Source organism: Bradyrhizobium sp. LB8.2 (genome assembly GCF_040548035.1).
Lineage (GTDB): Bacteria > Pseudomonadota > Alphaproteobacteria > Rhizobiales > Xanthobacteraceae > Bradyrhizobium.
Map to the genome: position 1 here is coordinate 118,103 of NZ_JBEPQV010000009.1, position 18,927 is coordinate 137,029.

Below are 18,927 nucleotides of genomic sequence, written 5' to 3' on the forward strand. Positions count from 1 at the left end.
GAAATTGAAAACGAGAAAGGCTGCGGTGCCCCTCGGCCCCGCAGCCTCGCGTCCTTGTACGCTACTTCTTGCTGTAGCTGATGCGGTAGATCGCGCCGGCCCAATCGTCGGCGACGAGGATCGAGCCGTCCTTGGCGAGGATGATGTCGTCGGGACGGCCGAGATAGCCCTGGTCGCCCTCGATCCAGCCGGAAGCAAACACCTCCTGCTTGGCATTCTTGCCGTCGGGTCCGACGATCACGCGCATGATGCGGCCGCCCTGGTACTTGTGACGATTCCAGGAGCCGTGCTCGGCGATGAGGATGTTGTTCTTGTACTCAGGCGGAAATTGATCGCCGGTATAGAACTTCATGCCGAGCGGAGCGACGTGAGCGCCGAGGTTCAGCACCGGCGGCGTGAACTCGGAGCATTTGTGGCCCATCGCGAACTTCGGATCGGGCAGGTCACCCTGATGGCAATAGGGATAGCCAAAGTGCTCGCCCATCTTCGAGATCATGTTCAGCTTGTCGCTGGGTAGATCATCGCTGACCCAGTCACGCGCGTTCTCGGTGAACCAGTACTTGCCGGTACGCGGATCGACGTCGCCGCCGACCGAGTTGCGGACGCCGAGCGCATAGACTTCGGCATTGCCGGTCTTGGGATCGACGCGGCGGATTTGCGCGACGCTGGTTGGGGGCACGCCGATGTTGAAGGGCGGTCCGAACGGAATGTAGAACCAGCCTTCCTTGTCGACCGCGATGTATTTCCAGCCGTGCGCGGCATAGGACGGCATATCGTCATAGACGACCTTGCCCTCGCCGAGATTATCCATCTTGGCTTCGGCATCGTCGTAGCGGATCAGCTTGTCCACCGCGATGACGTAAAGCGCGCCGTCCTTGAAGGCCAGACCAGTGGGCATGTTCAGCCCCTTCAGGATGGTCTTGACCTCCTTCTTGCCGTTGTTGTCCTTGATCGCATAGACGTTGCCGAGGCCGAACGAGCCGACGAACAGCGTGCCCTTGTCACCCCAGGCCATCTGCCGCGCGGCCAGCACACCGGACGCGTAGACCTCCATCTTGAAGCCCGCCGGCAGCTTGACCTTCTTGACGATATTGGCGAGCTCGGCCTCCGACGCGCCGGTCGGCGGACCCGACGGCGGCGCCAGGCCCTTCTGCGCCTCGGTCTCGTCGCCGAGGAACCAGTCATCCGGCGGATGGGTCCAGAACTCCTTGGTGCCGGATTCGTATTTCTTCAGCGGCTTGTTCTTGTCCTGCGCGTAGCCAGCGCTGGTCCCCGCAAGAAGGGCCACGGCCGCAAGCGCCAACACGGATCGATGGAACATCGATGTCATCGCGTCACTCCCTAAGGCAGCCGTCAGGGCTGCACGTTATTTTATTATGGCTAGTCGAGAGGCGAAGTTTTGAGTCTGTCGAGAGGACAGACGCAAAAAGGTTAGCACATCTGCGAGCAGTGAGAAGCGCGCCGCATGCGCCGCAATTGCCCTCGATAAAAATTGAGACGGATGTTCTCGGCCCGAGCACGACAGCGGCAACGGTCTCGCTGCAACGCGGAATCGAGGCAGCGCATGGCCAATTTGCAGGCAGCACGACGGTCGGGAACAAAAAACGCGAAAACAACCCCATGCACAGTAGAACGGCGGAGGCCATTTTGCTCCCGGTGACTCCGGACAGGCATTTGATGCATCGGGCAAATTGGCAAAAGCGGCGACTACGGGGCGGCGGGGTAGGGACCATCGCCGAAAATCGTCTCGTGATAGCCTTTCGACCCCACATCGCGCGCCAGCGTGCTGCGAAAATCGCGGCCATCGCGAAGGCAGTTCAGGACATGGGCGAAGTCGAATTCGGGCCGCCAGCCCAGCTCGCGCCTCGCGCGGTCGTTGACATAGACCCGGTCGATCTCGGGGAACAGCCGCCAGCCGCGCGCCGCATAGAGCTCCGCACAATCCGGATAGAGCTCGCGCACGACATTGGCCGCATCGCGCGCAAGTGCTGCCAGATGGCGCTGCTCGAACGGGCTCGTGGCCGACACGATGTAGCGGGCAAACCCGATCTTCGGCGCACGCTCGCCGGCGAGCAGATGGGCGTTCGCCGCGTCCGCGATATCCAGCCGGCGATAGAGCAGCTCGTTGGCTTGCGCGTTCTCCAGCGTGTAAGCTGATCGCATTGCAGGATCGTCATCGTCTTCGGGGAAGAAGCGCGAGGTCCTCAAGACCAGGACCGGCAGGCCGCGCTCGCGACAGAACAGCTCGCAGAGAGTTTCGGCCATCAGCTTGGTCGTGCCGTAGATGTTCTTGGGCACCGCCGGCAGGTCCTCGGTGACCCACACAGCGGCTTGGCCGGCGTCGGGCCGAAGCTGCGAGCCGAACGCGCTGGTTGTGCTGGTGAAGACAAAGCTGCGCACGCCGGCGGCCACCGCCGCTTCGAGCAGATTGAGCGTGCCAGTGACGTTGGTGTCGATGAAATCCTGCTTGCTGTGGGTTGCCACATGCGGCTTGTGCAGCGTCGCAGTGTGGATCACGGCGGTAACGCCGGCCATCTGGCCTCGCACGAAATCAGAATCGACGATCGAGCCGACGGCATCGGTGAAGGGCGACGGTTTCAGATCGACCCCGCGCACAAGCGATCCGCGCCCGCGGAGCGTGCGGAGAAGGGCCTCCCCGAGATGGCCGGCGCTGCCTGTGACCAGAACTGTCATTCGAGGCCCAATACAGCCGCCACCGGCGTGGGAAACCACGACCCCGTCCGGCTCGGCTGGATGCTTTGGGAAAAATTGGAGCGGGCGAAGGGGCTCGAACCCTCGACCCCGACCTTGGCAAGGTCGTGCTCTACCACTGAGCTACACCCGCATCCTGTGTCGGCCGCGTAAGGCGACCGGCAACGGCTGTCGTATGCCAAAACCGGACGCCGAATGCAACAGCTACGCGCGGCATAGATTCGCATTGGACGGCCCATATGGACCCAAACCCGGCCAAATCGGCCAAAAACGCCCCGCAACCGCCGAATCGTCGCGCACGGATTGAAATTCGGCCGCCCCGGCCCAATTTTAGGGCGGACAGCGAAGCATATGAATTGGCGGCGTGCTAAAGACCCGCCATTCCAGATACAGACGAGGGGATCCCGTGACGATCATCGAACAGGGTAACGGAGCGGCGGGCCCGGCTGCGACCGATCTGATCAAGGACACGACCACCCAGACCTTCGTGAAGGACGTCATCGAGGAATCGAAGCACCAGCCGGTGCTGATCGACTTCTGGGCGGAATGGTGCGGCCCCTGCAAGCAGCTTACGCCCTTGCTGGAAAAGGCCGTCAAGGCCGCCAAGGGCAAGGTCAAGCTGGTCAAGATGAACATCGACCAGCACCCGGCGATCCCGGGCCAGATGGGCATCCAGTCGATTCCGGCGGTGATCGCCTTCGTCAACGGCCAGCCGGCCGACGGCTTCATGGGCGCGGTGCCGGAGAGCCAGCTCAACGCCTTCATCGAGAAGCTGACCAAGGGCGTGACCGCCCCGGGTGAGCCGAATGTCGCGGAAATCCTCCAAGAGGCCGAGGCCGTGCTCGCCGAGGGCGATGCCGCTGCGGCCGCCCAGATCTACGCGGAAGTGCTGGAGCACGAATCGACCAACATCGCGGCCCTTGCCGGACTTGCGAAATGCTACGCCACCTCCGGCGCGATGGAGCAGGCCAAGCAGACGCTGGCCATGGTGCCGGAATCCAAGCGCAACGATCCCGCGGTGAAAGCCGTGCAGACCGCGATCGATCTCGCCGAGCAGGCGCAATCGCTCGGGCCGGTCGCCGAGCTGGAACAGAAAGTCGCCGCAAACCCGCTCGATCATCAGGCGCGATTCGACCTCGCGACCGCGCTCAACGCGCAAGGCAACCGCGCCGCCGCCACCGAGCAACTACTCGCGATCATCAAGCACGACCGCAAATGGAACGACGACGGCGCCCGCAAGCAGCTGGTGCAGTTCTTCGAGGCCTGGGGCGGCACGGATGATGCAACCGTCGAGGGACGCAAGCGCTTGTCGATCATCCTGTTTTCCTAAGGCGAGCAGGCAAGGCCAGGGGACCGGGCAGATGCCGATCAATATCGAATATCGCGGGCCCGCCGACCTTCCGGAGATCCTTCCGGTGTTTCCGCTGCCGGGCGCGCTGCTGCTGCCGCGCGGGCAGATGCCACTCAACATCTTCGAGCCGCGCTACCTCGCGATGATCGACGACGCCTTCCGCGACGGCCATCGCCTGATCGGGATGATCCAGCCCGACATCGCGCACTCGCGGAAGAACTCCGACAGGCCGGCGCTGTTCAGCGTCGGCTGTGTCGGCCGCATCACCCAGCTCGCCGAATCCGGCGACGGCCGCTACATTCTCGAGCTGACCGGCGTCTCGCGCTTCAGGGTGCTCGAGGAGCTCGAAGTGCTCACCGCCTACCGGCAGTGCAAGGTCGACTTCTTCGCCTTCGTCGACGATTTCACGCCGCGCATGGGCGAGGACGAGGTCGATCGCGAGGCGCTGCTGACGGTGCTGGCGGACTTTTTGAAGGCCAACAACCTCAAGGTCGATTGGGAGGGCGTCGAGACCGCCCCCAATGAGGCGCTCGTCAACGCGCTGGCGATGATGTCGCCCTATGGCGTGGCCGAGAAGCAAGCGATGCTGGAAGCGCCTGACTTGAAGACCCGCGCCGAAATCCTGATCGCCGTCACCGAGATGGATCTCGCCAAGAAGCGCACCAGCGGCGATCCGCCGCTGCAGTGAGGGCCTGGACGCTCAGGCAGCGCGGACGGCCGCTCCGGCACCTCGCATCATTCTGGCGATGTCGGATGCAGGCATCGGCCGGCTGAAATAGTAGCCTTGCGTCTCGACGCACCCCTCCTCACGGAGGATATCCAGCTGCTCCTTCGTTTCGACGCCCTCGGCGGTCGTCACCTTACCGAGGCTGATTGCGAAACGAACCACTGCTCGCGCGAGATGGTGCGCCTCTGCCCTCGCGCTGGATAATTCGTTGACGAAACTGCGGTCGATCTTGATCTTGTCGAACGGGAATCTTTGCAGAAAGCTCAGTGATGAATAGCCGGTGCCGAAATCGTCCAGGGCGATCCGCACGCCGAGTTCGCGCAATTGTCCGAGCACTGCAAAAACAGCTTCGCTGTCATGCATGATCGCCGTCTCGGTGACCTCGAGCTCGAGTCGGTGCGACGCGACTCCCGAACTCGCCAGCGCGCCGATGACGACCGCAACAAGCTCCTTGCTCCTGAATTGAGCGGGAGACAGATTGATCCCGATCCTGACATGCGCAGGCCATTTGGCCGCTTCCGCACAGGCGGTTCTCAGGACCCATTCTCCCAGCGGCACGATCAAGCCGGTCTCCTCCGCAAGCGGGATGAATTCGTTCGGCATGACCAGACCGTGCTGTGGGTGATGCCAGCGTAGCAAGGCCTCGAAGCCGCTGATTTTGCCGGTCGCGGAGCTGACGAACGGCTGGTAGTGGAGCTCGAATTGATGGCCGGCAATCGCAGCCCGCATGTCGCGCTCCAGGTTGCGTCGCGCATGCATGAGCTCGTCGAGTTCCGGCTCGAAGAAGCGGAATGCACCACGTCCGCCACTCTTGGCGGAGTAGAGAGCGAGATCCGCACTCTTCATGATCACGTCGGAATCGTTGCCATCACGCGGCGCGATGGCAATGCCGATGCTGGTGCCCACCGTGACCCGGTGATCGCCGAGATCGAACGGTTCGCAAAGCGCTTTTCTGATGTTCTCGGCGAGGGCGGCGGCTTCCACGGCTGGGCTGGTCACGTAGTCGATCACCGCGAACTCGTCGCCGCCCAGTCGAGCGATCAACGCAGTTTCCGTGGTGCATTCGCGCAGACGCGCAGCAACGGCGCGCAGCAGGGAATCGCCCGTCGGATGTCCAAGGGTGTCGTTGACTTCCTTGAAGCGATCGAGGTCAAGTATGAGCACGGCTAGATCGACGCCGCCGTTGCGCGTAACCGCAATGGCATGCTCCATCCGCTCTCTGAGCAGCACGCGATTTGGCAGATCGGTCAGCGCATCGTGTTGCGCCATATGAGTGATCTTCGCCTCGGACCGGCGTTGCTCGGTGACGTCGAGATGCGTAGCCACCCATCCGCCACCGGCCATTGGCTGTCGCGTCACGCAGATCAGCCGACCATCCGCAAACTCGTCGATTCTGCTCGAGACAGCATCGAAAGGCAACGCGGCCAGCTTCGAGATGAATTGCTCGGCAGCGTCCTCGCTGGGGTCGCCCTTGAGGACTCCCTTCACGATGCGATGCCTGATGATGTCGGTGTGCGATGTCCCCGCCCTCAGTAGCTCCGGCGGCAGCCGATAGAGCAGGGCATAACGCTCGTTGCAGACGACAAGCCGCTTCTCCGCATCGAACATGCAAAGGCCCTCGACCATGTTGTTGATGGCCGTGTCCAGCCTGATTTTCTGGTCCTGGATTTGCTTTGCGAATCTTCCACCTGTTGCCTGGCGAGCGAAAGCTCACTGATGATTTCCTCGAATCTGCTGGTTCTGGTCGCAAGGCGGCGATCCGCCAGCACGCCGATAAAGCTCATCCCGAGTACTGACAGAGCCACACCCGCAATTGCCACGGCGAGGAAGCCGGGAGAAAGCGACAAGGTATCGCTTGCCAGCGTCGGGTCTGGGATGATCTGCACGGCCCCCATAGCCGTGAAATGATGCGACACGATGGCGAGAGTCAGCAGCAGCGCCGCGACGAAGGTCCCCCACTTGTTCTTGCTGCCCAGCGCAACCGCAAGGGCGGCGTAGCCCAGGACCATGCCGAGGGCGATGGAGACGAGCACCAGCTCCGGCGACCAGCTCACGCGGCCAGGCACTTCGAGGGCCCACATGCCGAGATAGTGCATGCTCGCAATACCGGCGCCGATAATTCCGCCGCCGGCAGCCGCGCGCCACGGGCCGGAATTGCTGACGGCAACGCCAAAACCGCATGACGTCAGGATCATCGCCGCGGCGAGCGACAGAGCTGTCAGAGCGATGCCGTAACCGGTTGAGACTCCGGGCTCGTAGGCGAGCATTGCAACAAAATGCGTTGCCCAGATTCCATAACCGATGGCCGCGCCGGCGATCGCAATCCACATCAGCCGGGTCCAAGCTCGCGACGCGATCGCCCGATGAAAAATGCTGACGGCTACAATACTTGCGGCGAAGCAAACCAGACCGGCGAGCATGACAAGGCGCCAATCATGCTCTGCCGTGAGGCAGGTAAAAACGCGGAACATCGAAATCGCCTCCGTCGTCCGATATCGCCGATGGTGGATGGGCTAAACGTTCTTCCCGTTAATTTGGTGCAACTCCTGATTGCATGCTTAGCGGCAGGTTAACGCTATCGATGCAATTCGATTTGCCGAGCGTTTGCGCGGAGGATGTAGCGCCATCAGACCGCGAACAACCTCTGCCGAGATCCGCAACGGACATTTAGAGGTGACCGCGGATGCGCTTGCGTCCCGTGATCATCGCGCGGATCAGGTTCTCGCGCTGAAGAAGGCCCATCAGCAGCACGCCCAAGACGTGCAGCACGACCAGGACGATGACCGCGTCCGATGAATAATGATGGGTGTCCTCGACCCACCAGACGCCGAAGAAGGTCACGGTCACCGACATCGCGCCTGATATCGTCGAGACCGCGAGTGAGGCCAGCAGCGCCACCAGCATCAACGTGCCGCCGGGATTGAGCCCGATATAGCGGCCGGTGATGCCGCGGCGCAGATTCCAGAGATAGCGCGGCGCGGCCCGAAGCCTGACGCCGGCCATGCGGAAGCGCGAATAGCGGCTTCCCCAAAAACCCCAGACCAGACGGAAGGCGAGAAGCCCGAGCACCGCATAGCCGACGATGCGGTGAAGTCCGTCATAGACGGTGGGCGTGAACCAGGCGGCCAGAACGCAAGCCGCGAGCGCCCAGTGCCAGAGGCGCAGCGGGACATCCCAGACCGCGAGTGTCCGCGAAGCGGTTCGATCCGCGGGGGTCCGGTTGGACACCCCGCGCGCTTCCGGTACCGGTTCTTCAATCAAGCGAGGGCCACCCTCAGGCGTAACTTTGCGCAGACCATTCGCGCAGACTATCTCGCGCGTCTACTTCGCAATCGTGTGCTTGAGGCTGAGATCTTCGGGGCTGTAGAACAGTTCGTAAAGCTTGCCTTCCTTGACGCCGTAGACCTCGTAGCAGGAGCCTTCGATCTTGGAGCGCCGCACCTCGTAGCCGAGCGCCTTGGCCTTGGCTTCGGCTTCGCTCGCCGGCTTCCACGACGCCTTGTCGAGCTTGGTGCAGTCCTTGAAACCGTCAGCCATGGCCGCCGATCCCGCGCCAATCCCGATCGTCAATGCAATGGCAACAACACGAATGACCTTCACGAACGTCTCCTCTTCTGTCGTGTGCGCTACGCGAAGCCGCGAAGCGGGACCGAAGGAAGCAAAGCACATGATGAAGTCAATCCGGTTCAGCGTCGACAGGCTTTAGAGTTATTCTAACGATCCGAAAAAGATCAGTTCTCTCCGTATGCAGCACGCATTTGCCGGACTACTGCGGCCTTACGTCTCACGGTTTGCGCGCAGCCAATCCGACCACGAGAGACGTCCACCCACGCCGCGGCTGACGACAATACCCATGCCCCGGGCCTTCGCATCCGAAAGGCCGATCGGCAGGATCCTTCGATGCAGTTTCCTCGCATCCTGATATTGGCGGGCGAAGGTAACGAGATCGAGCGCTTCGGAGCCGCCGATCTCCGTGCGCTCGCCGCTCAGCCCGTCGAACGCGCAAGTCACGACATGAGCGGCCACATCGGAAGCGTCGACCGGATCGAACGTCGTGGTCGGCACCGGCCAGAGCGGAAGCCAGGCGAGGCGCGAGAGGAACTTGTCGACCAAATAGTAGAACGGCATTGCGCGAACCACGGACCAGGACGGGGTCGACGCACGCACCAGCCGCTCGCCGGCCAGCTTGACCCGCGCGTAGGGCAGGGTCGCCTCTTCGAGGCCGACGATCGAGACGTGCAGGAAGTGCCGCACCGACGCCTCCCGGCATAGCGACAGCAACCGCTCCGTTCCCTCGACATCCACGGCGGAGGGCGATCTGAAGAAGTCCACGGGCCGCACACCGCCGCGCCGCGCGATCGGCGAGCAGGTCGCCGCGTTGATGACCGTATCGACACCATGCAGAGCTTCCCGCAGCCCGGCGCCGGTGGCGAGATCGCCGGTTGCCCATTCGACGTCCGGTCGCACGGCAGGCGATCGCGCGAAAACCCGGACCCGATGTCCGTCCCGAACGAGGCGATCGACGATATCCCGGCCAAGATGGCCGGTTCCGCCGGTGACGAGTGTCAGAGCCATGCTTCAAAGTTCGTTCATGTTGCGCTCATGGGTGACACCATCGCGGCGTGCGGTTTTCGAGATTGCTTGTGACCGCCTCGACGTGATTGGCGGAACCGAGCAGTGCCGCCTGCTCGGCCGTTTCGGCAGCGAGACCGGTGGCCACGTCGCAGGTCGCGGCCAGATTGAGCAGCCGCTTGGCGGCGCGGACCGCATCGGGGCTCCGGCCTGCAATCTCGTGCGCGATTGCCAGCGCAGCCCTCACGGGATCGGCGGCGAGCTTCGTGGCAAAGCCATAGGCAAGCGCATCCTGCGCCGAGAACACCCGGCCGGTGTAGGTCAATTCGCGCACGACATCCTCGCGCGCGAGACGGCGCATGAGTTGCGTGCCACCCATATCCGGCACCAACCCCCATTTCGCCTCGATGATTGCGAGCTTCGTGTCGGGCGCGAGATAGCGGAGATCGGCGCCGAGCGCGAGTTGGAAGCCGCCGCCGAAGGCGACGCCGTGGACTGCGGCCAGCACAGGCACGGGCAGCTCGCGCCAGAGCCACACGAGGTGCTGGGCATAGTTCGCCAGACCGTGGGTTCGGCGCGTCAGATCGACCGAGGGGATCAACGACTCGCCGGTCGTCGTGGCCAGAAGCCGGTCCAGATCGAGCCCCGCGCAGAAGGCGCGGCCTTCGCCGGAGAGGACGACAGCGTGGACGTCGCTGCGTTTTGCAAGTTTGCTACCTGCCTCGATGATCGCCTCGAACATCGCCGGATCGAGCGCGTTCATCTTGTCCGGACGATTCAGCCGGACATGAACCACACCGTCGTCAATGGTCAGGCGAACACGATTTTCCATGGCGCCGCTCTCCGCTGTAACGCGTGACTTCTCGTTTTGGTACTCAGTAGCCGGCAACCGCGATGACGACGACGGTGCTGAGCGCCATCCAGCCGAAATGCCGGCCGCGCGTGGCCCATGCGTTGGCGAAGGCAGAGAAGCCGAACACACCGGCCATGGTGACGACGATCCAGTGGCGCGCCGGCTCCGATTCCATCCAGGGCGCCGCGATCAGGAGCACACCGCCGCCGATCCAGGCGACGGTCGAGGCCTGCCAGACCAGGCGGATCAGGGTCCGGAGCCGTTCCGGCTCGATGCGGGCGCGGGCAAAGACCCTGGCCTCGCCGAGGATGCCATGGATGAGCGCGACGACAATGGTCAGGACGCCGGCGCACTGGAGCAAGAGGTCACGCATGGTCAGGGGCTCCCTAAGGCTTCATCCATACAGCTATGTATGGATAGATAAGTGCTGGCCTGCTGCCTGTCAATACACTAGTGTATGGTCGAACTCCGGGGAACCCGACATGACCGAACAGCTCTCTGCCGACGACTGGATCAAGGAGGGACTGAAGGCGCTGGCTAAAAGCGGCTTCACGGCCCTGAAGGCAGATCCGCTTGCCAAGGCCATGGGCGTCTCGCGCGGCAGCTTCTACTGGCATTTCGCCGATCTCGGCGCGTTCCACGCCACTGTCCTGAAGCGCTGGCGCGAGATCGCGGCCGAGCAGATCATCGCCGATGTCGAAGCCGCCAGTGACGAGCCGCTGAAAGCGCTGCTGCGCAGGACGTTTGGCGCGCGGCTCGACCTCGAGCGCGCGGTGCGGAACTGGGCGGCCTTCGATGCGGCGGCACAATCGGCGGTGCGCGCAATCGACCGGCGCAGACTGGACTATATCGAGACGCTGCTCTCGAAGCGGGGGCTTGCGCCCGCGACAGCGCAGGCGCGGGCGCTGGTTCTGTACTGGACCTTTCTCGGTTTTGCCTTGTCGGGCACGCCGGTGCCGGCGGCACGACTCCAGGGCCTGCTCGACGAGATCCTGCGGATGGTATCGGCCTAGCGGACCGCAATGGGCGGCCGCGGTTTTCTGTGCTAGAGGCAACCGATCGTCGGAGACAAAAATGAACGCGCCCACCGAACGCCCCGAACCCAGCGTCGATCCCAAATTGCTGGAGATTCTGGTCTGCCCGCTGACCAAGGGCCCGCTGGAGTTCGATTCTGCAAAGCAGGAGCTGATCTCGCGCAGCGCCAAGCTCGCTTATCCAATCCGCGACGGCATCCCAATCATGCTGCCTGAAGAGGCGCGGAAGATCGATTGAGGGTTTTATATAGCCGGATGGAGCTACGAAAATCCTACAACGCCTCGCCCTTCAACAACCGCGGTATCTCACCGGTCAAACCCGCGGCCTGGCGGATGAAGAGGTTCTTCAGCGGCGGGGCGCGGTCGACGAGGCCGAGGCCGATGTCGCGCACCGTGCGCAGCAGCGTCGACTGGTTGGAGAACAGGAAGTTCAGCGAGTTGGTGGCAACGCCCATCGCCATGGTGTCGAAGCGCCGCCAGCGCTGGTAACGTTCGAGCACGTCGGCGCCGCCGATATCCATGCCGAGGCGCGCGGCATCGACCACGACCTCGGCCAGCGCGGCGACGTCCTTCAGCCCCATGTTGAGACCCTGGCCCGCGATCGGGTGGATGACGTGGGCGGAATCTCCGACCAGCGCGAGACGCTGGGCGATGAAGGAGCGCGCGACGAAATAGGACAGCGGGAACGCACGCGGCTTGTCGAGCGCCTTCACCTCGCCGAGATGCAGGCCGAAGCGTCGCTCGAGCTCGCCGTGAAATTCCTCGTCGCTCAAGCCAATGATGCGCGCGGCTTCGCTGCGGCGCTCGGTCCACACCAGCGAGGAGCGCTTGCCCGATAGCGGCAGGATCGCGAACGGACCAGCGGGCAGAAAATGCTCTTCGGCGCGGCCCTCGTGATCGCGCTCATGCCCGACGGTGACGACGATGCCGGACTGGTCATATTCCCAGCCATGGGTGGCGATGCCGGCGCGCTCGCGCAGTTTCGACTTCGCACCGTCGGCCGCAACCAGGAGGCTCGCCGCAACGACACTGCCGTCACCGAGCGTCACGTCGATGCCCTCGGAACGCGCGTCGTAAGACGACACGGTGGTCGCGCGGAGATCGATGCCCTCGGCCTCGGCGCGCACCACCAGCGCATCGATCAGGCGGCGGTTCTCGACCATATGCGCGAACGGCTCGCCCGGCGCGACGTCGCCGGCAAAGTTGAGGAACGCCGGACGGGTGGCGTCTTCCAGTTTTGAATCGGTAACGACCATGTCGAGGATCGGCTGCGCCTCGCCCCTGACGTCGTCCCAGGCGCCGATCGCCTCGAACAGGCGGCGGCAGGCGGCCACGATCGCGGTCGCGCGCGGGTCTCGGCTCGGACGCGTGGAGAGCGCGGGGTCGGCGACGATGACGGGGATCTCGGGGCCGAGGCCCTGGCGCAGCGCCAGGGCCAGCGCAAGGCCCGCAAACGCGCCGCCACCGATGACAATGCTACCCTGTACTGACATACCCAATTCCCGGCCAAATCCTGGTCTTGCTAGCAGACTTGAGGTGGGCGAAACAGTGCGGTGAAACAAGGGCGGAACGGCCCGAGCTGTCATTCCGGGGCGCGCACAAGCACCAACCCGGAATGGCGAGGCATTTTGAAAGCACCACCATGTCCAAAAGCCTGATCGACCTCATTTCGATCCTCGACCTCGAACAGCTCGAGGTGAATTTGTTCCGCGGCAACAGCCCCAAGACCAGCTGGCAGCGGGTGTTCGGCGGCCAGGTGATCGGACAGGCGATGGTTGCGGCCTGCCGCACCGTGGAGGGCCGGCTGCCGCATTCGCTGCACTGCTATTTCATCCTGCCGGGCGATCCGCAGATCCCGATCATCTACCAGGTCGAGCGCCTGCGCGACGGCAAGAGCTACTCGACGCGCCGCGTCACCGCGATCCAGCACGGCAACGCGATCTTCTCGGTCATGGTGTCGTTCCATGCCGAGGAGGAGAGCGCGTTCGACCATCAGGACAAGATGCCCGACGTGCCGCCGCCGGAAAAGCTGACCGCGGAGGAGGTGGCGAAGCAGCCGATGTTCAAGGAGATGCCGGAGTTCATCCGCCGCTACTATGAATCCGACCGTCCGATCGAGCTGCGCCCGGTCGAGCTCGGCCGCTATTTCGGACAGAAGATCGAGGACGGCCGCATCCATGTCTGGATCAAGACCGCAGCGACGCTGCCGGACGATCCGGCGCTGCACATGTGCGCGCTGGCCTATGCGTCGGACTTTTCGCTGCTCGACGCGATCATGGCACGCTACGGCCGCACCCTGTTCGACAAGCGCATGATGCCCGCGAGCCTCGACCACGCGATGTGGTTTCACCGTCCGTTCCGAGCGGACGAATGGCTGCTCTACGCACAGGACTCGCCGAACGCGCGAGGCGGCCGCGGGTTGACCCGGGGCTCGATCTTCAAGCCCGATGGCACGCTGGTCGCCTCCGTCGCGCAGGAAGGCTCCGTGCGCGAACGGAAAACCCCAGAGGCATAAGCGCGATTGATCGCGCCTATGGCTCTCGAGGTCATGCCCGGAGCGATCCTCGCGGAGCCAAGGCAGTCTCCGACGCGAACCAGTTCATGATCCAGCGATACACCCAGGGGATCGGGATGATGAAGCCGCACAGGAATGCGGCCACGATGCCCCGCCAGAGAATCCCGAGACCGCTGCCGTTGAAGACGATCTCGCGCCGAGTGCCTTCGATGCTGCGGCAGAACCAGCGCATCTGAGCCGCGGCGACCCAGGCCCAGCCGATGATGGTGATGATGGAGATCGCAAACAGCAGGCTCCAGCCGACATAGGCCCAGACCGTGCCGGTGAAGCTCAGGCCGAGCGGCTGCCCGTTGGAGGCGAGGTTCGCGACCATCCATTTGATCAGGAGCCAGTAGAGAACGATCTGGGCGATGAATATCAAATTGCTCAGCAACGGGACGCCGATGTAGCCGATCACGATCGCCAGAACGATGAATCCGAAATACCAGGGCACCAGCGCCATCGCATTGCCGGTGAAGCTGAGATTGGGCCGTCCGGGGACCTGCACGCAGGACACGATCCATTTCGTGTACCAGACGAACACCCACGGCACCGGGATGATGAAGCACATGCCGATCAGCATCACGATGCTGCGCCAGGTGAACTCGAGGATGCCGAAATCGACCGCCAGCGATCCTCCGCCGCCACCGCCAGCATAACCGCCGGAGCCCATCATCGGCGGTCCACCGGCCGGCATCATCGGGGGCGCACCGCCGCCGTCGCCGATCAGGCCGGGGATTTCGGCGGCCTTCTGCCAGCCGGCCATGCCCTCCGACCACACCAGCGTATCCGGGCGCACAATTCCCTGGGCGACGAGGTCGCGGAATTGCCCTTCCGGATAGGGCCCCTGCTGCTTGCCCTCGGATGCGTAGAACCAATTCGCCATGATGCGTCCCCCCTCAAACATACTTATGTACAGGCCGGGACGCTTGGGTTCACCGCATCCATGCCAAAAACGCATTGTGGAGGATGAACGGCTGCCCTGTACAGAGGCGGCCGTTCACATGGCTCCACGTTTTTCCGCTTCAATCTGCAAGTTTTTTATGCCATTTGCCCGGAAAGATGCCAGATTGACGCAGCGCCGGGGACATACGGCGCGGCGCATCCCCGGGGAATAGGCCTGACCATGAAACTCGTCGTCGCGATCATCAAACCCTTCAAGCTCGATGAGGTCCGTCAGGCCCTGACGGCGATCGGCGTTCACGGCATGACCGTGACCGAGGTGAAGGGCTATGGCCGTCAGAAGGGCCACACCGAAATCTATCGCGGCGCCGAATATGTCGTGAACTTCCTGCCCAAGCTCCGGATCGAGATCGCGGTGGCCTCCGATATCGCCGAGAAGGCCGTCGCCGTGATCACCGCGACGGCGCGCACCGGCCAGATCGGCGACGGCAAGATCTTCGTCACGCCGATCGATCACGCGATCCGCATCCGCACCGGCGAAACCGACACCGACGCGCTCTGAAGACCCTCAGGGTGAGGAGCGCGGAACGCGTTTCCGGACGATGCTTTGCATCGCCGGGCAAACCATGAAGGCCCGGCACTCGCCCGCGGCCGTCCTTCGAGACGCCCGCTTGTCGCGGGCTCCTCAGGATGAGGGGTGAAGTGCGGTGAGACAGGGACTAACTCTTATCTAGATTGCACCGGGCAACGACGCCGCAGCGTGCGACGCAATCACTATGCTGGGGGAAATCGACATGGCGGGATTGTTGCGCCGCGCGGCTGCTATGGCCGCGCCGATCGGGTTTGTGTCGATCATGGCTTCGCCGGCGCGCGCCGCAGGCTCCGAGATCAACACAGCCGACACCGCCTGGATGATCGTCGCCACCGCGCTGGTGCTGATGATGACGATCCCGGGGCTCGCGCTGTTCTATTCCGGCATGGTGCGCAAGAAGAACGTGCTCGCCACCATGGCGCAAAGCCTCGCCGCGGTGACGATCATCTCCATTCTCTGGGTCGCGTTCGGCTATTCGCTGTGCTTCGTCGGCGACGGTCCGTGGATCGGCACGCTCGACCGCTGGTTCCTCGCCGGCATGACCATGGACAGCGTCAACCCGGCGGCGAAGACGATCCCGGAAGCGCTGTTCATGCTGTACCAGATGACGTTTGCGATCATCACGGTGGCGCTGGTCGCGGGCGCGGTTGCCGACCGGATGCGGTTCTCCGCCTATCTGCTGTTCTCCGTCGCCTGGTTCATCTTCGTCTACATTCCGCTGGCGCATTGGGTCTGGGGCGGCGGCTTCCTCGCCGGCATGGGCGTGCTGGATTTCGCCGGCGGCCTCGTGGTGCATCTGTCGGCCGGCACCGCTGGCCTCGTCGCCGCGAAGGTGATGGGACGCCGCCATGGCTACGGCACCGAAAATCTTTCGCCGTTCGATCTGTCGCTTGCGGTGATGGGCACCGGCCTGTTGTGGGTCGGCTGGTTCGGCTTCAACGGCGGCTCGGCAGGCGCGGCCAATTCGCGCGCGGTGCTGGCGATCATCGCGACCCATCTCGCAGCCTGCTCCGGCGCGCTGACCTGGGCCGCGATCGAATGGTCGACGCGGCGCAAGCCTTCCGTGCTCGGCATGATCTCAGGCGCGGTAGCCGGCCTCGGCACCATCACGCCGGCTTCGGGATTCGTGGCGCCCTGGCACGGTATCGTCATCGGCGTGATCGCAGGCCTCGTCTGCTACTGGGCCTGCACCTGGCTGAAGCACCGCTTCGACTATGACGATTCGCTCGACGTGTTCGGCGTCCACGGCATCGGCGGGATGACCGGCACCCTGCTGGCCGGCGTGTTCGCAACCAGCGCGATCGGCGGCACCGCCGGCCTGTTAGAAGGCCATCCGCAACAGCTACTGATCCAGCTCGGTGGGGTCGCCGTCACCTTCGTCTGGTCGGCGGGTGTGAGCTTTGTCCTGCTCAAGCTGGTCAGCCTTTTCGTGCCCTTGCGCGTATCCCGCGAGCACGAGCTCGAAGGACTGGACATTTCGCAGCACGGCGAGGCGCTGCAGTAATCGGGGGCTTGCGCAATACATAAGCGTATGCTTATGTGTTGCCATGATCGAAGCCGATATCTTCAAGGCGCTGGCCGACCCGACCCGCCGCAAGGTCTTTGAGAAGCTTGCCGGCGGAAGCCTGAATGCGAGCGCTTTGCGCGATGGATTGGAGATCAGCCAACCGGCGATGTCACAGCATCTTGCGGTGCTGCGCGGGGCAGGCTTGGTGCGCGAACAGCGGCAGGGCCGCTTTGTGAATTACGAAGTCGATCCCGAAGGAATCGTCGCTATCGGGGCCTGGCTTGCGCGCTACCGCGCCTATTGGCCGAAACGCATGGATGCCCTCGCCGATCTCTTGAAGGATATGGATCAATGAGTGACGCCGTGAAGCCTGATCCCTCCGACGCAGCGCTCGTGCTCGAATATGAATTCGATGCGCCGCCGGCCAAGGTCTGGCGCGCTGTGACCATTCCGGCCCTGCGCGAGCGCTGGCTACCCCATTCCGACCTTGTGGGCGCCGAGCCTGAATCATCGATCGTGGGCGAAGAGGTGCGCTACCGGCTTCGCGATTCCGAACCGCCGTTTCGCGAAAGCCACGTCATCTTCCGGATCGAACCGAACGAAGCCGGTGGCACCCGCGTTCGCATCATCCAGCAAGCCTGCGAGGATCGCGTAAAGCTGCCGCAGGCCGCAAATACCAATTGCTGTCTGATGCGCGCGGCCTAGCGGCAAAAAGACTTCATCACCTGCAGAAATGGAGGTCGCCGATGCGCGACATGCTTCAGCTCGTCCCTATGGTCGTCGAACAATCCGCCCGCGGCGAGCGATCCTTCGACATCTATTCGCGGCTCCTGCGCGAGCGCATCATCTTCCTCAACGGCGAGGTCAATGACGCGATGTCCGGACTGGTCTGCGCGCAGCTCTTGTTTCTGGAGGCGGAGAATCCGAACAAGCCGATCAATCTCTACATCAATTCCTATGGCGGCGTGGTCACCAGCGGCCTCGCGATGTACGACACCATGCAGTTCATCAAGGCGCCGGTCCACACGCTGTGCATGGGCACCGCGCGCTCCATGGGCTCGTTCCTGCTGATGGCCGGCGAACCCGGTCACCGCGCCGCGCTGCCCAATGCAAGCCTCCACGTGCATCAGCCGCTCGGCGGCTTTCAGGGCCAGGCGTCCGACATCCTGATCCATGCCACCGAAATGCAGGAAACCAAGCGGCGCATCATCCGGCTCTATGCGCAGCATTGCGGGCGCCCTGAGCAGGACGTGGAACGCACCCTGGACCGCGACCACTTCATGACCGCACAGCAGGCGGTCGACTGGGGACTGATCGATAGGGTTTTTGCAGAGCGCGACGCCGCCTGATGGTCTCTGCCGGCACCGTCCGGCAAGCCTCGACCCGCCCAAGCTGGTTGGCCGGTTGCGTTTCCCGTGAGCACAATTGCGAGGGGCCCGATATTTGGCAGCAGGAGAAACCCTGCAACAGGCGCCTGCCTTACTAAATTACCTTTCTGCTGCCCGACGCGTGAGCACCATTGTGTCGGCAGTCTGTCGTGCCTTTATTTTAATCAGGCATGATCAGGTATTGAGCGCGACGTAATAGCGCACTGCAGCGCGATACGCGCCAAACGCGAAAACACCCGTTTTCATAGTCCGTTAGCCAACGCGCCCGATCTGGCACGGCATTTGATTCTATGGGTCCTGGCTGTGCCCGCGTAGTGAACTTTCTCCCTCGTGGCGAACCAGTCGAGAAACGCCCGGCCATGTCCGGACCGGGCCAAGCGGGGATAGTACCCATGAAAATTGTTATGGCGATTATCAAGCCATTCAAGCTGGAAGAAGTCCGTGACGCCCTGACCGCCATCGGCGTTCACGGTCTCACGGTGACGGAAGTCAAGGGGTATGGCCGCCAGAAGGGTCATACGGAAATCTATCGCGGCGCCGAATATGCCGTGAGCTTCCTGCCCAAGATCAAGATCGAGGTCGCTGTCGCCTCCGACCAGGTCGACAAGACCATCGATGCCATCACGTCCGCCGCGAAAACCGGACAGATCGGCGACGGCAAGATCTTCGTCATCAATCTCGACCATGCGGTTCGGATCCGCACCGGCGAGGCCGATGCAGCGGCCCTCTGATTT

The 18,927-nt window shown here is 63.3% G+C and carries 20 protein-coding genes, 1 tRNA gene and 1 pseudogene; 11 read left to right on the forward strand and 11 right to left on the reverse strand.

Annotated features, from left to right (window positions below):
- Positions 1-61: 61 nt before the first annotated feature.
- From ABIB06_RS13940 to ABIB06_RS13950, 3 genes are all read right to left on the reverse strand, one after another.
- Positions 62-1,330, reverse strand: a complete 1,269-nt coding sequence (locus ABIB06_RS13940) for a PQQ-dependent sugar dehydrogenase (RefSeq protein ID WP_247352500.1) — start codon at positions 1,328-1,330, stop codon at positions 62-64.
- A 377-nt stretch (positions 1,331-1,707) separates the two neighbouring features.
- The gene (locus tag ABIB06_RS13945; RefSeq protein ID WP_247352502.1) at positions 1,708-2,694 is read right to left on the reverse strand and encodes an NAD-dependent epimerase/dehydratase family protein; all 987 of its coding nucleotides are present in this window, start codon (positions 2,692-2,694) and stop codon (positions 1,708-1,710) included.
- A 76-nt stretch (positions 2,695-2,770) separates the two neighbouring features.
- Positions 2,771-2,845 (reverse strand) — tRNA-Gly (locus tag ABIB06_RS13950).
- 273 nt (positions 2,846-3,118) lie between these two features.
- Here ABIB06_RS13950 and trxA point away from each other — a divergent pair.
- Positions 3,119-4,042, forward strand: coding sequence for a thioredoxin (trxA, locus tag ABIB06_RS13955; protein WP_247352503.1), 924 nt, complete (start codon positions 3,119-3,121; stop codon positions 4,040-4,042).
- A gap of 31 nt (positions 4,043-4,073) precedes the next feature.
- On the forward strand, positions 4,074-4,751 hold the full coding sequence (locus ABIB06_RS13960; RefSeq protein WP_247352505.1) for an LON peptidase substrate-binding domain-containing protein: 678 nt from the start codon (positions 4,074-4,076) through the stop codon (positions 4,749-4,751).
- A gap of 12 nt (positions 4,752-4,763) precedes the next feature.
- On the opposite strand, the pseudogene ABIB06_RS13965 reads toward ABIB06_RS13960, so the two are convergent.
- The 6 genes and pseudogenes from ABIB06_RS13965 to ABIB06_RS13990 all read right to left on the reverse strand — a co-directional run bounded on the left by ABIB06_RS13965 (position 4,764) and on the right by ABIB06_RS13990 (position 10,588).
- Positions 4,764-7,261: pseudogene (locus tag ABIB06_RS13965) on the reverse strand (EAL domain-containing protein).
- A 196-nt stretch (positions 7,262-7,457) separates the two neighbouring features.
- Positions 7,458-8,051 (reverse strand): cytochrome b/b6 domain-containing protein, encoded by a 594-nt coding sequence (locus ABIB06_RS13970; protein WP_247352509.1) that lies wholly within the window; start codon positions 8,049-8,051, stop codon positions 7,458-7,460.
- 60 nt (positions 8,052-8,111) lie between these two features.
- On the reverse strand, positions 8,112-8,390 hold the full coding sequence (locus tag ABIB06_RS13975) for a PepSY domain-containing protein (RefSeq protein ID WP_247352511.1): 279 nt from the start codon (positions 8,388-8,390) through the stop codon (positions 8,112-8,114).
- 177 nt (positions 8,391-8,567) lie between these two features.
- The gene (locus ABIB06_RS13980) at positions 8,568-9,365 is read right to left on the reverse strand and encodes an SDR family oxidoreductase (protein ID WP_247352513.1); all 798 of its coding nucleotides are present in this window, start codon (positions 9,363-9,365) and stop codon (positions 8,568-8,570) included.
- A gap of 25 nt (positions 9,366-9,390) precedes the next feature.
- Positions 9,391-10,194, reverse strand: coding sequence for a crotonase/enoyl-CoA hydratase family protein (locus tag ABIB06_RS13985; protein WP_247352515.1), 804 nt, complete (start codon positions 10,192-10,194; stop codon positions 9,391-9,393).
- 43 nt (positions 10,195-10,237) lie between these two features.
- A complete protein-coding gene (locus ABIB06_RS13990) occupies positions 10,238-10,588 on the reverse strand; it encodes a hypothetical protein (RefSeq protein ID WP_247352517.1) in 351 nt (116 codons plus the stop codon).
- Between the two features lie 109 nt (positions 10,589-10,697).
- Here ABIB06_RS13990 and ABIB06_RS13995 point away from each other — a divergent pair, with 109 nt between their 5' ends.
- Positions 10,698-11,228: a TetR/AcrR family transcriptional regulator gene (locus ABIB06_RS13995; protein WP_247352519.1), complete on the forward strand. Its 531-nt coding sequence runs from the start codon at positions 10,698-10,700 to the stop codon at positions 11,226-11,228.
- A 61-nt stretch (positions 11,229-11,289) separates the two neighbouring features.
- Positions 11,290-11,487 carry a Trm112 family protein gene (locus ABIB06_RS14000; RefSeq protein WP_027535355.1) on the forward strand — a complete coding sequence of 66 codons (198 nt, stop codon included), beginning with the start codon at positions 11,290-11,292 and terminating at the stop codon, positions 11,485-11,487.
- A gap of 34 nt (positions 11,488-11,521) precedes the next feature.
- Here the strand turns inward: ABIB06_RS14000 and ABIB06_RS14005 are convergent, their stop codons facing one another.
- Positions 11,522-12,742, reverse strand: coding sequence for a ubiquinone biosynthesis hydroxylase (locus ABIB06_RS14005; protein WP_247352520.1), 1,221 nt, complete (start codon positions 12,740-12,742; stop codon positions 11,522-11,524).
- 149 nt (positions 12,743-12,891) lie between these two features.
- Here ABIB06_RS14005 and tesB point away from each other — a divergent pair, with 149 nt between their 5' ends.
- Entirely contained in the window at positions 12,892-13,764 is an 873-nt protein-coding gene (gene tesB, locus ABIB06_RS14010; protein ID WP_247352521.1) for an acyl-CoA thioesterase II, read from the forward strand.
- A 31-nt stretch (positions 13,765-13,795) separates the two neighbouring features.
- Here the strand turns inward: tesB and ABIB06_RS14015 are convergent, their stop codons facing one another.
- A complete protein-coding gene (locus ABIB06_RS14015; RefSeq protein WP_247352523.1) occupies positions 13,796-14,689 on the reverse strand; it encodes a DUF4339 domain-containing protein in 894 nt (297 codons plus the stop codon).
- A 240-nt stretch (positions 14,690-14,929) separates the two neighbouring features.
- On the opposite strand from ABIB06_RS14015, the gene ABIB06_RS14020 reads away from it, so the two are divergent.
- The 6 genes from ABIB06_RS14020 (at position 14,930) to ABIB06_RS14045 (ending at position 18,924) form a co-directional block, all read left to right on the forward strand.
- Positions 14,930-15,268, forward strand: a complete 339-nt coding sequence (locus tag ABIB06_RS14020; RefSeq protein ID WP_247352526.1) for a P-II family nitrogen regulator — start codon at positions 14,930-14,932, stop codon at positions 15,266-15,268.
- 232 nt (positions 15,269-15,500) lie between these two features.
- On the forward strand, positions 15,501-16,802 hold the full coding sequence (locus ABIB06_RS14025; RefSeq protein ID WP_247352528.1) for an ammonium transporter: 1,302 nt from the start codon (positions 15,501-15,503) through the stop codon (positions 16,800-16,802).
- A 43-nt stretch (positions 16,803-16,845) separates the two neighbouring features.
- Positions 16,846-17,160: an ArsR/SmtB family transcription factor gene (locus tag ABIB06_RS14030; RefSeq protein ID WP_211394987.1), complete on the forward strand. Its 315-nt coding sequence runs from the start codon at positions 16,846-16,848 to the stop codon at positions 17,158-17,160.
- Positions 17,157-17,510 (forward strand): SRPBCC family protein, encoded by a 354-nt coding sequence (locus ABIB06_RS14035; protein ID WP_247352530.1) that lies wholly within the window; start codon positions 17,157-17,159, stop codon positions 17,508-17,510. Before ABIB06_RS14030 ends, ABIB06_RS14035 begins: the two co-directional genes overlap by 4 nt.
- Positions 17,511-17,551: 41 nt before the next feature.
- Complete coding sequence (locus ABIB06_RS14040) at positions 17,552-18,154, forward strand: ATP-dependent Clp protease proteolytic subunit (protein ID WP_247352531.1); 603 nt, start codon at positions 17,552-17,554, stop codon at positions 18,152-18,154.
- A gap of 431 nt (positions 18,155-18,585) precedes the next feature.
- Complete coding sequence (locus tag ABIB06_RS14045) at positions 18,586-18,924, forward strand: P-II family nitrogen regulator (RefSeq protein ID WP_008142813.1); 339 nt, start codon at positions 18,586-18,588, stop codon at positions 18,922-18,924.
- The last annotated feature ends 3 nt before the right edge of the window (positions 18,925-18,927 follow it).

Bases quoted from the DNA above. Each gene is read 5' to 3' on its own strand.
- ABIB06_RS13940 (WP_247352500.1), bottom strand. From the start codon at position 1,330: ATGACATCGATGTTCCATCGATCCGTGTTGGCGCTTGCGGCCGTGGCC.
- ABIB06_RS13945 (WP_247352502.1), bottom strand. From the start codon at position 2,694: ATGACAGTTCTGGTCACAGGCAGCGCCGGCCATCTCGGGGAGGCCCTT.
- ABIB06_RS13960 (WP_247352505.1), top strand. From the start codon at position 4,074: ATGCCGATCAATATCGAATATCGCGGGCCCGCCGACCTTCCGGAGATC.
- ABIB06_RS13980 (WP_247352513.1), bottom strand. From the start codon at position 9,365: ATGGCTCTGACACTCGTCACCGGCGGAACCGGCCATCTTGGCCGGGAT.
- ABIB06_RS13985 (WP_247352515.1), bottom strand. From the start codon at position 10,194: ATGGAAAATCGTGTTCGCCTGACCATTGACGACGGTGTGGTTCATGTC.
- ABIB06_RS13990 (WP_247352517.1), bottom strand. From the start codon at position 10,588: ATGCGTGACCTCTTGCTCCAGTGCGCCGGCGTCCTGACCATTGTCGTC.
- ABIB06_RS13995 (WP_247352519.1), top strand. From the start codon at position 10,698: ATGACCGAACAGCTCTCTGCCGACGACTGGATCAAGGAGGGACTGAAG.
- ABIB06_RS14000 (WP_027535355.1), top strand. From the start codon at position 11,290: ATGAACGCGCCCACCGAACGCCCCGAACCCAGCGTCGATCCCAAATTG.
- ABIB06_RS14005 (WP_247352520.1), bottom strand. From the start codon at position 12,742: ATGTCAGTACAGGGTAGCATTGTCATCGGTGGCGGCGCGTTTGCGGGC.
- tesB (WP_247352521.1), top strand. From the start codon at position 12,892: ATGTCCAAAAGCCTGATCGACCTCATTTCGATCCTCGACCTCGAACAG.
- ABIB06_RS14015 (WP_247352523.1), bottom strand. From the start codon at position 14,689: ATGGCGAATTGGTTCTACGCATCCGAGGGCAAGCAGCAGGGGCCCTAT.
- ABIB06_RS14020 (WP_247352526.1), top strand. From the start codon at position 14,930: ATGAAACTCGTCGTCGCGATCATCAAACCCTTCAAGCTCGATGAGGTC.
- ABIB06_RS14025 (WP_247352528.1), top strand. From the start codon at position 15,501: ATGGCGGGATTGTTGCGCCGCGCGGCTGCTATGGCCGCGCCGATCGGG.
- ABIB06_RS14030 (WP_211394987.1), top strand. From the start codon at position 16,846: ATGATCGAAGCCGATATCTTCAAGGCGCTGGCCGACCCGACCCGCCGC.
- ABIB06_RS14035 (WP_247352530.1), top strand. From the start codon at position 17,157: ATGAGTGACGCCGTGAAGCCTGATCCCTCCGACGCAGCGCTCGTGCTC.
- ABIB06_RS14040 (WP_247352531.1), top strand. From the start codon at position 17,552: ATGCGCGACATGCTTCAGCTCGTCCCTATGGTCGTCGAACAATCCGCC.
- ABIB06_RS14045 (WP_008142813.1), top strand. From the start codon at position 18,586: ATGAAAATTGTTATGGCGATTATCAAGCCATTCAAGCTGGAAGAAGTC.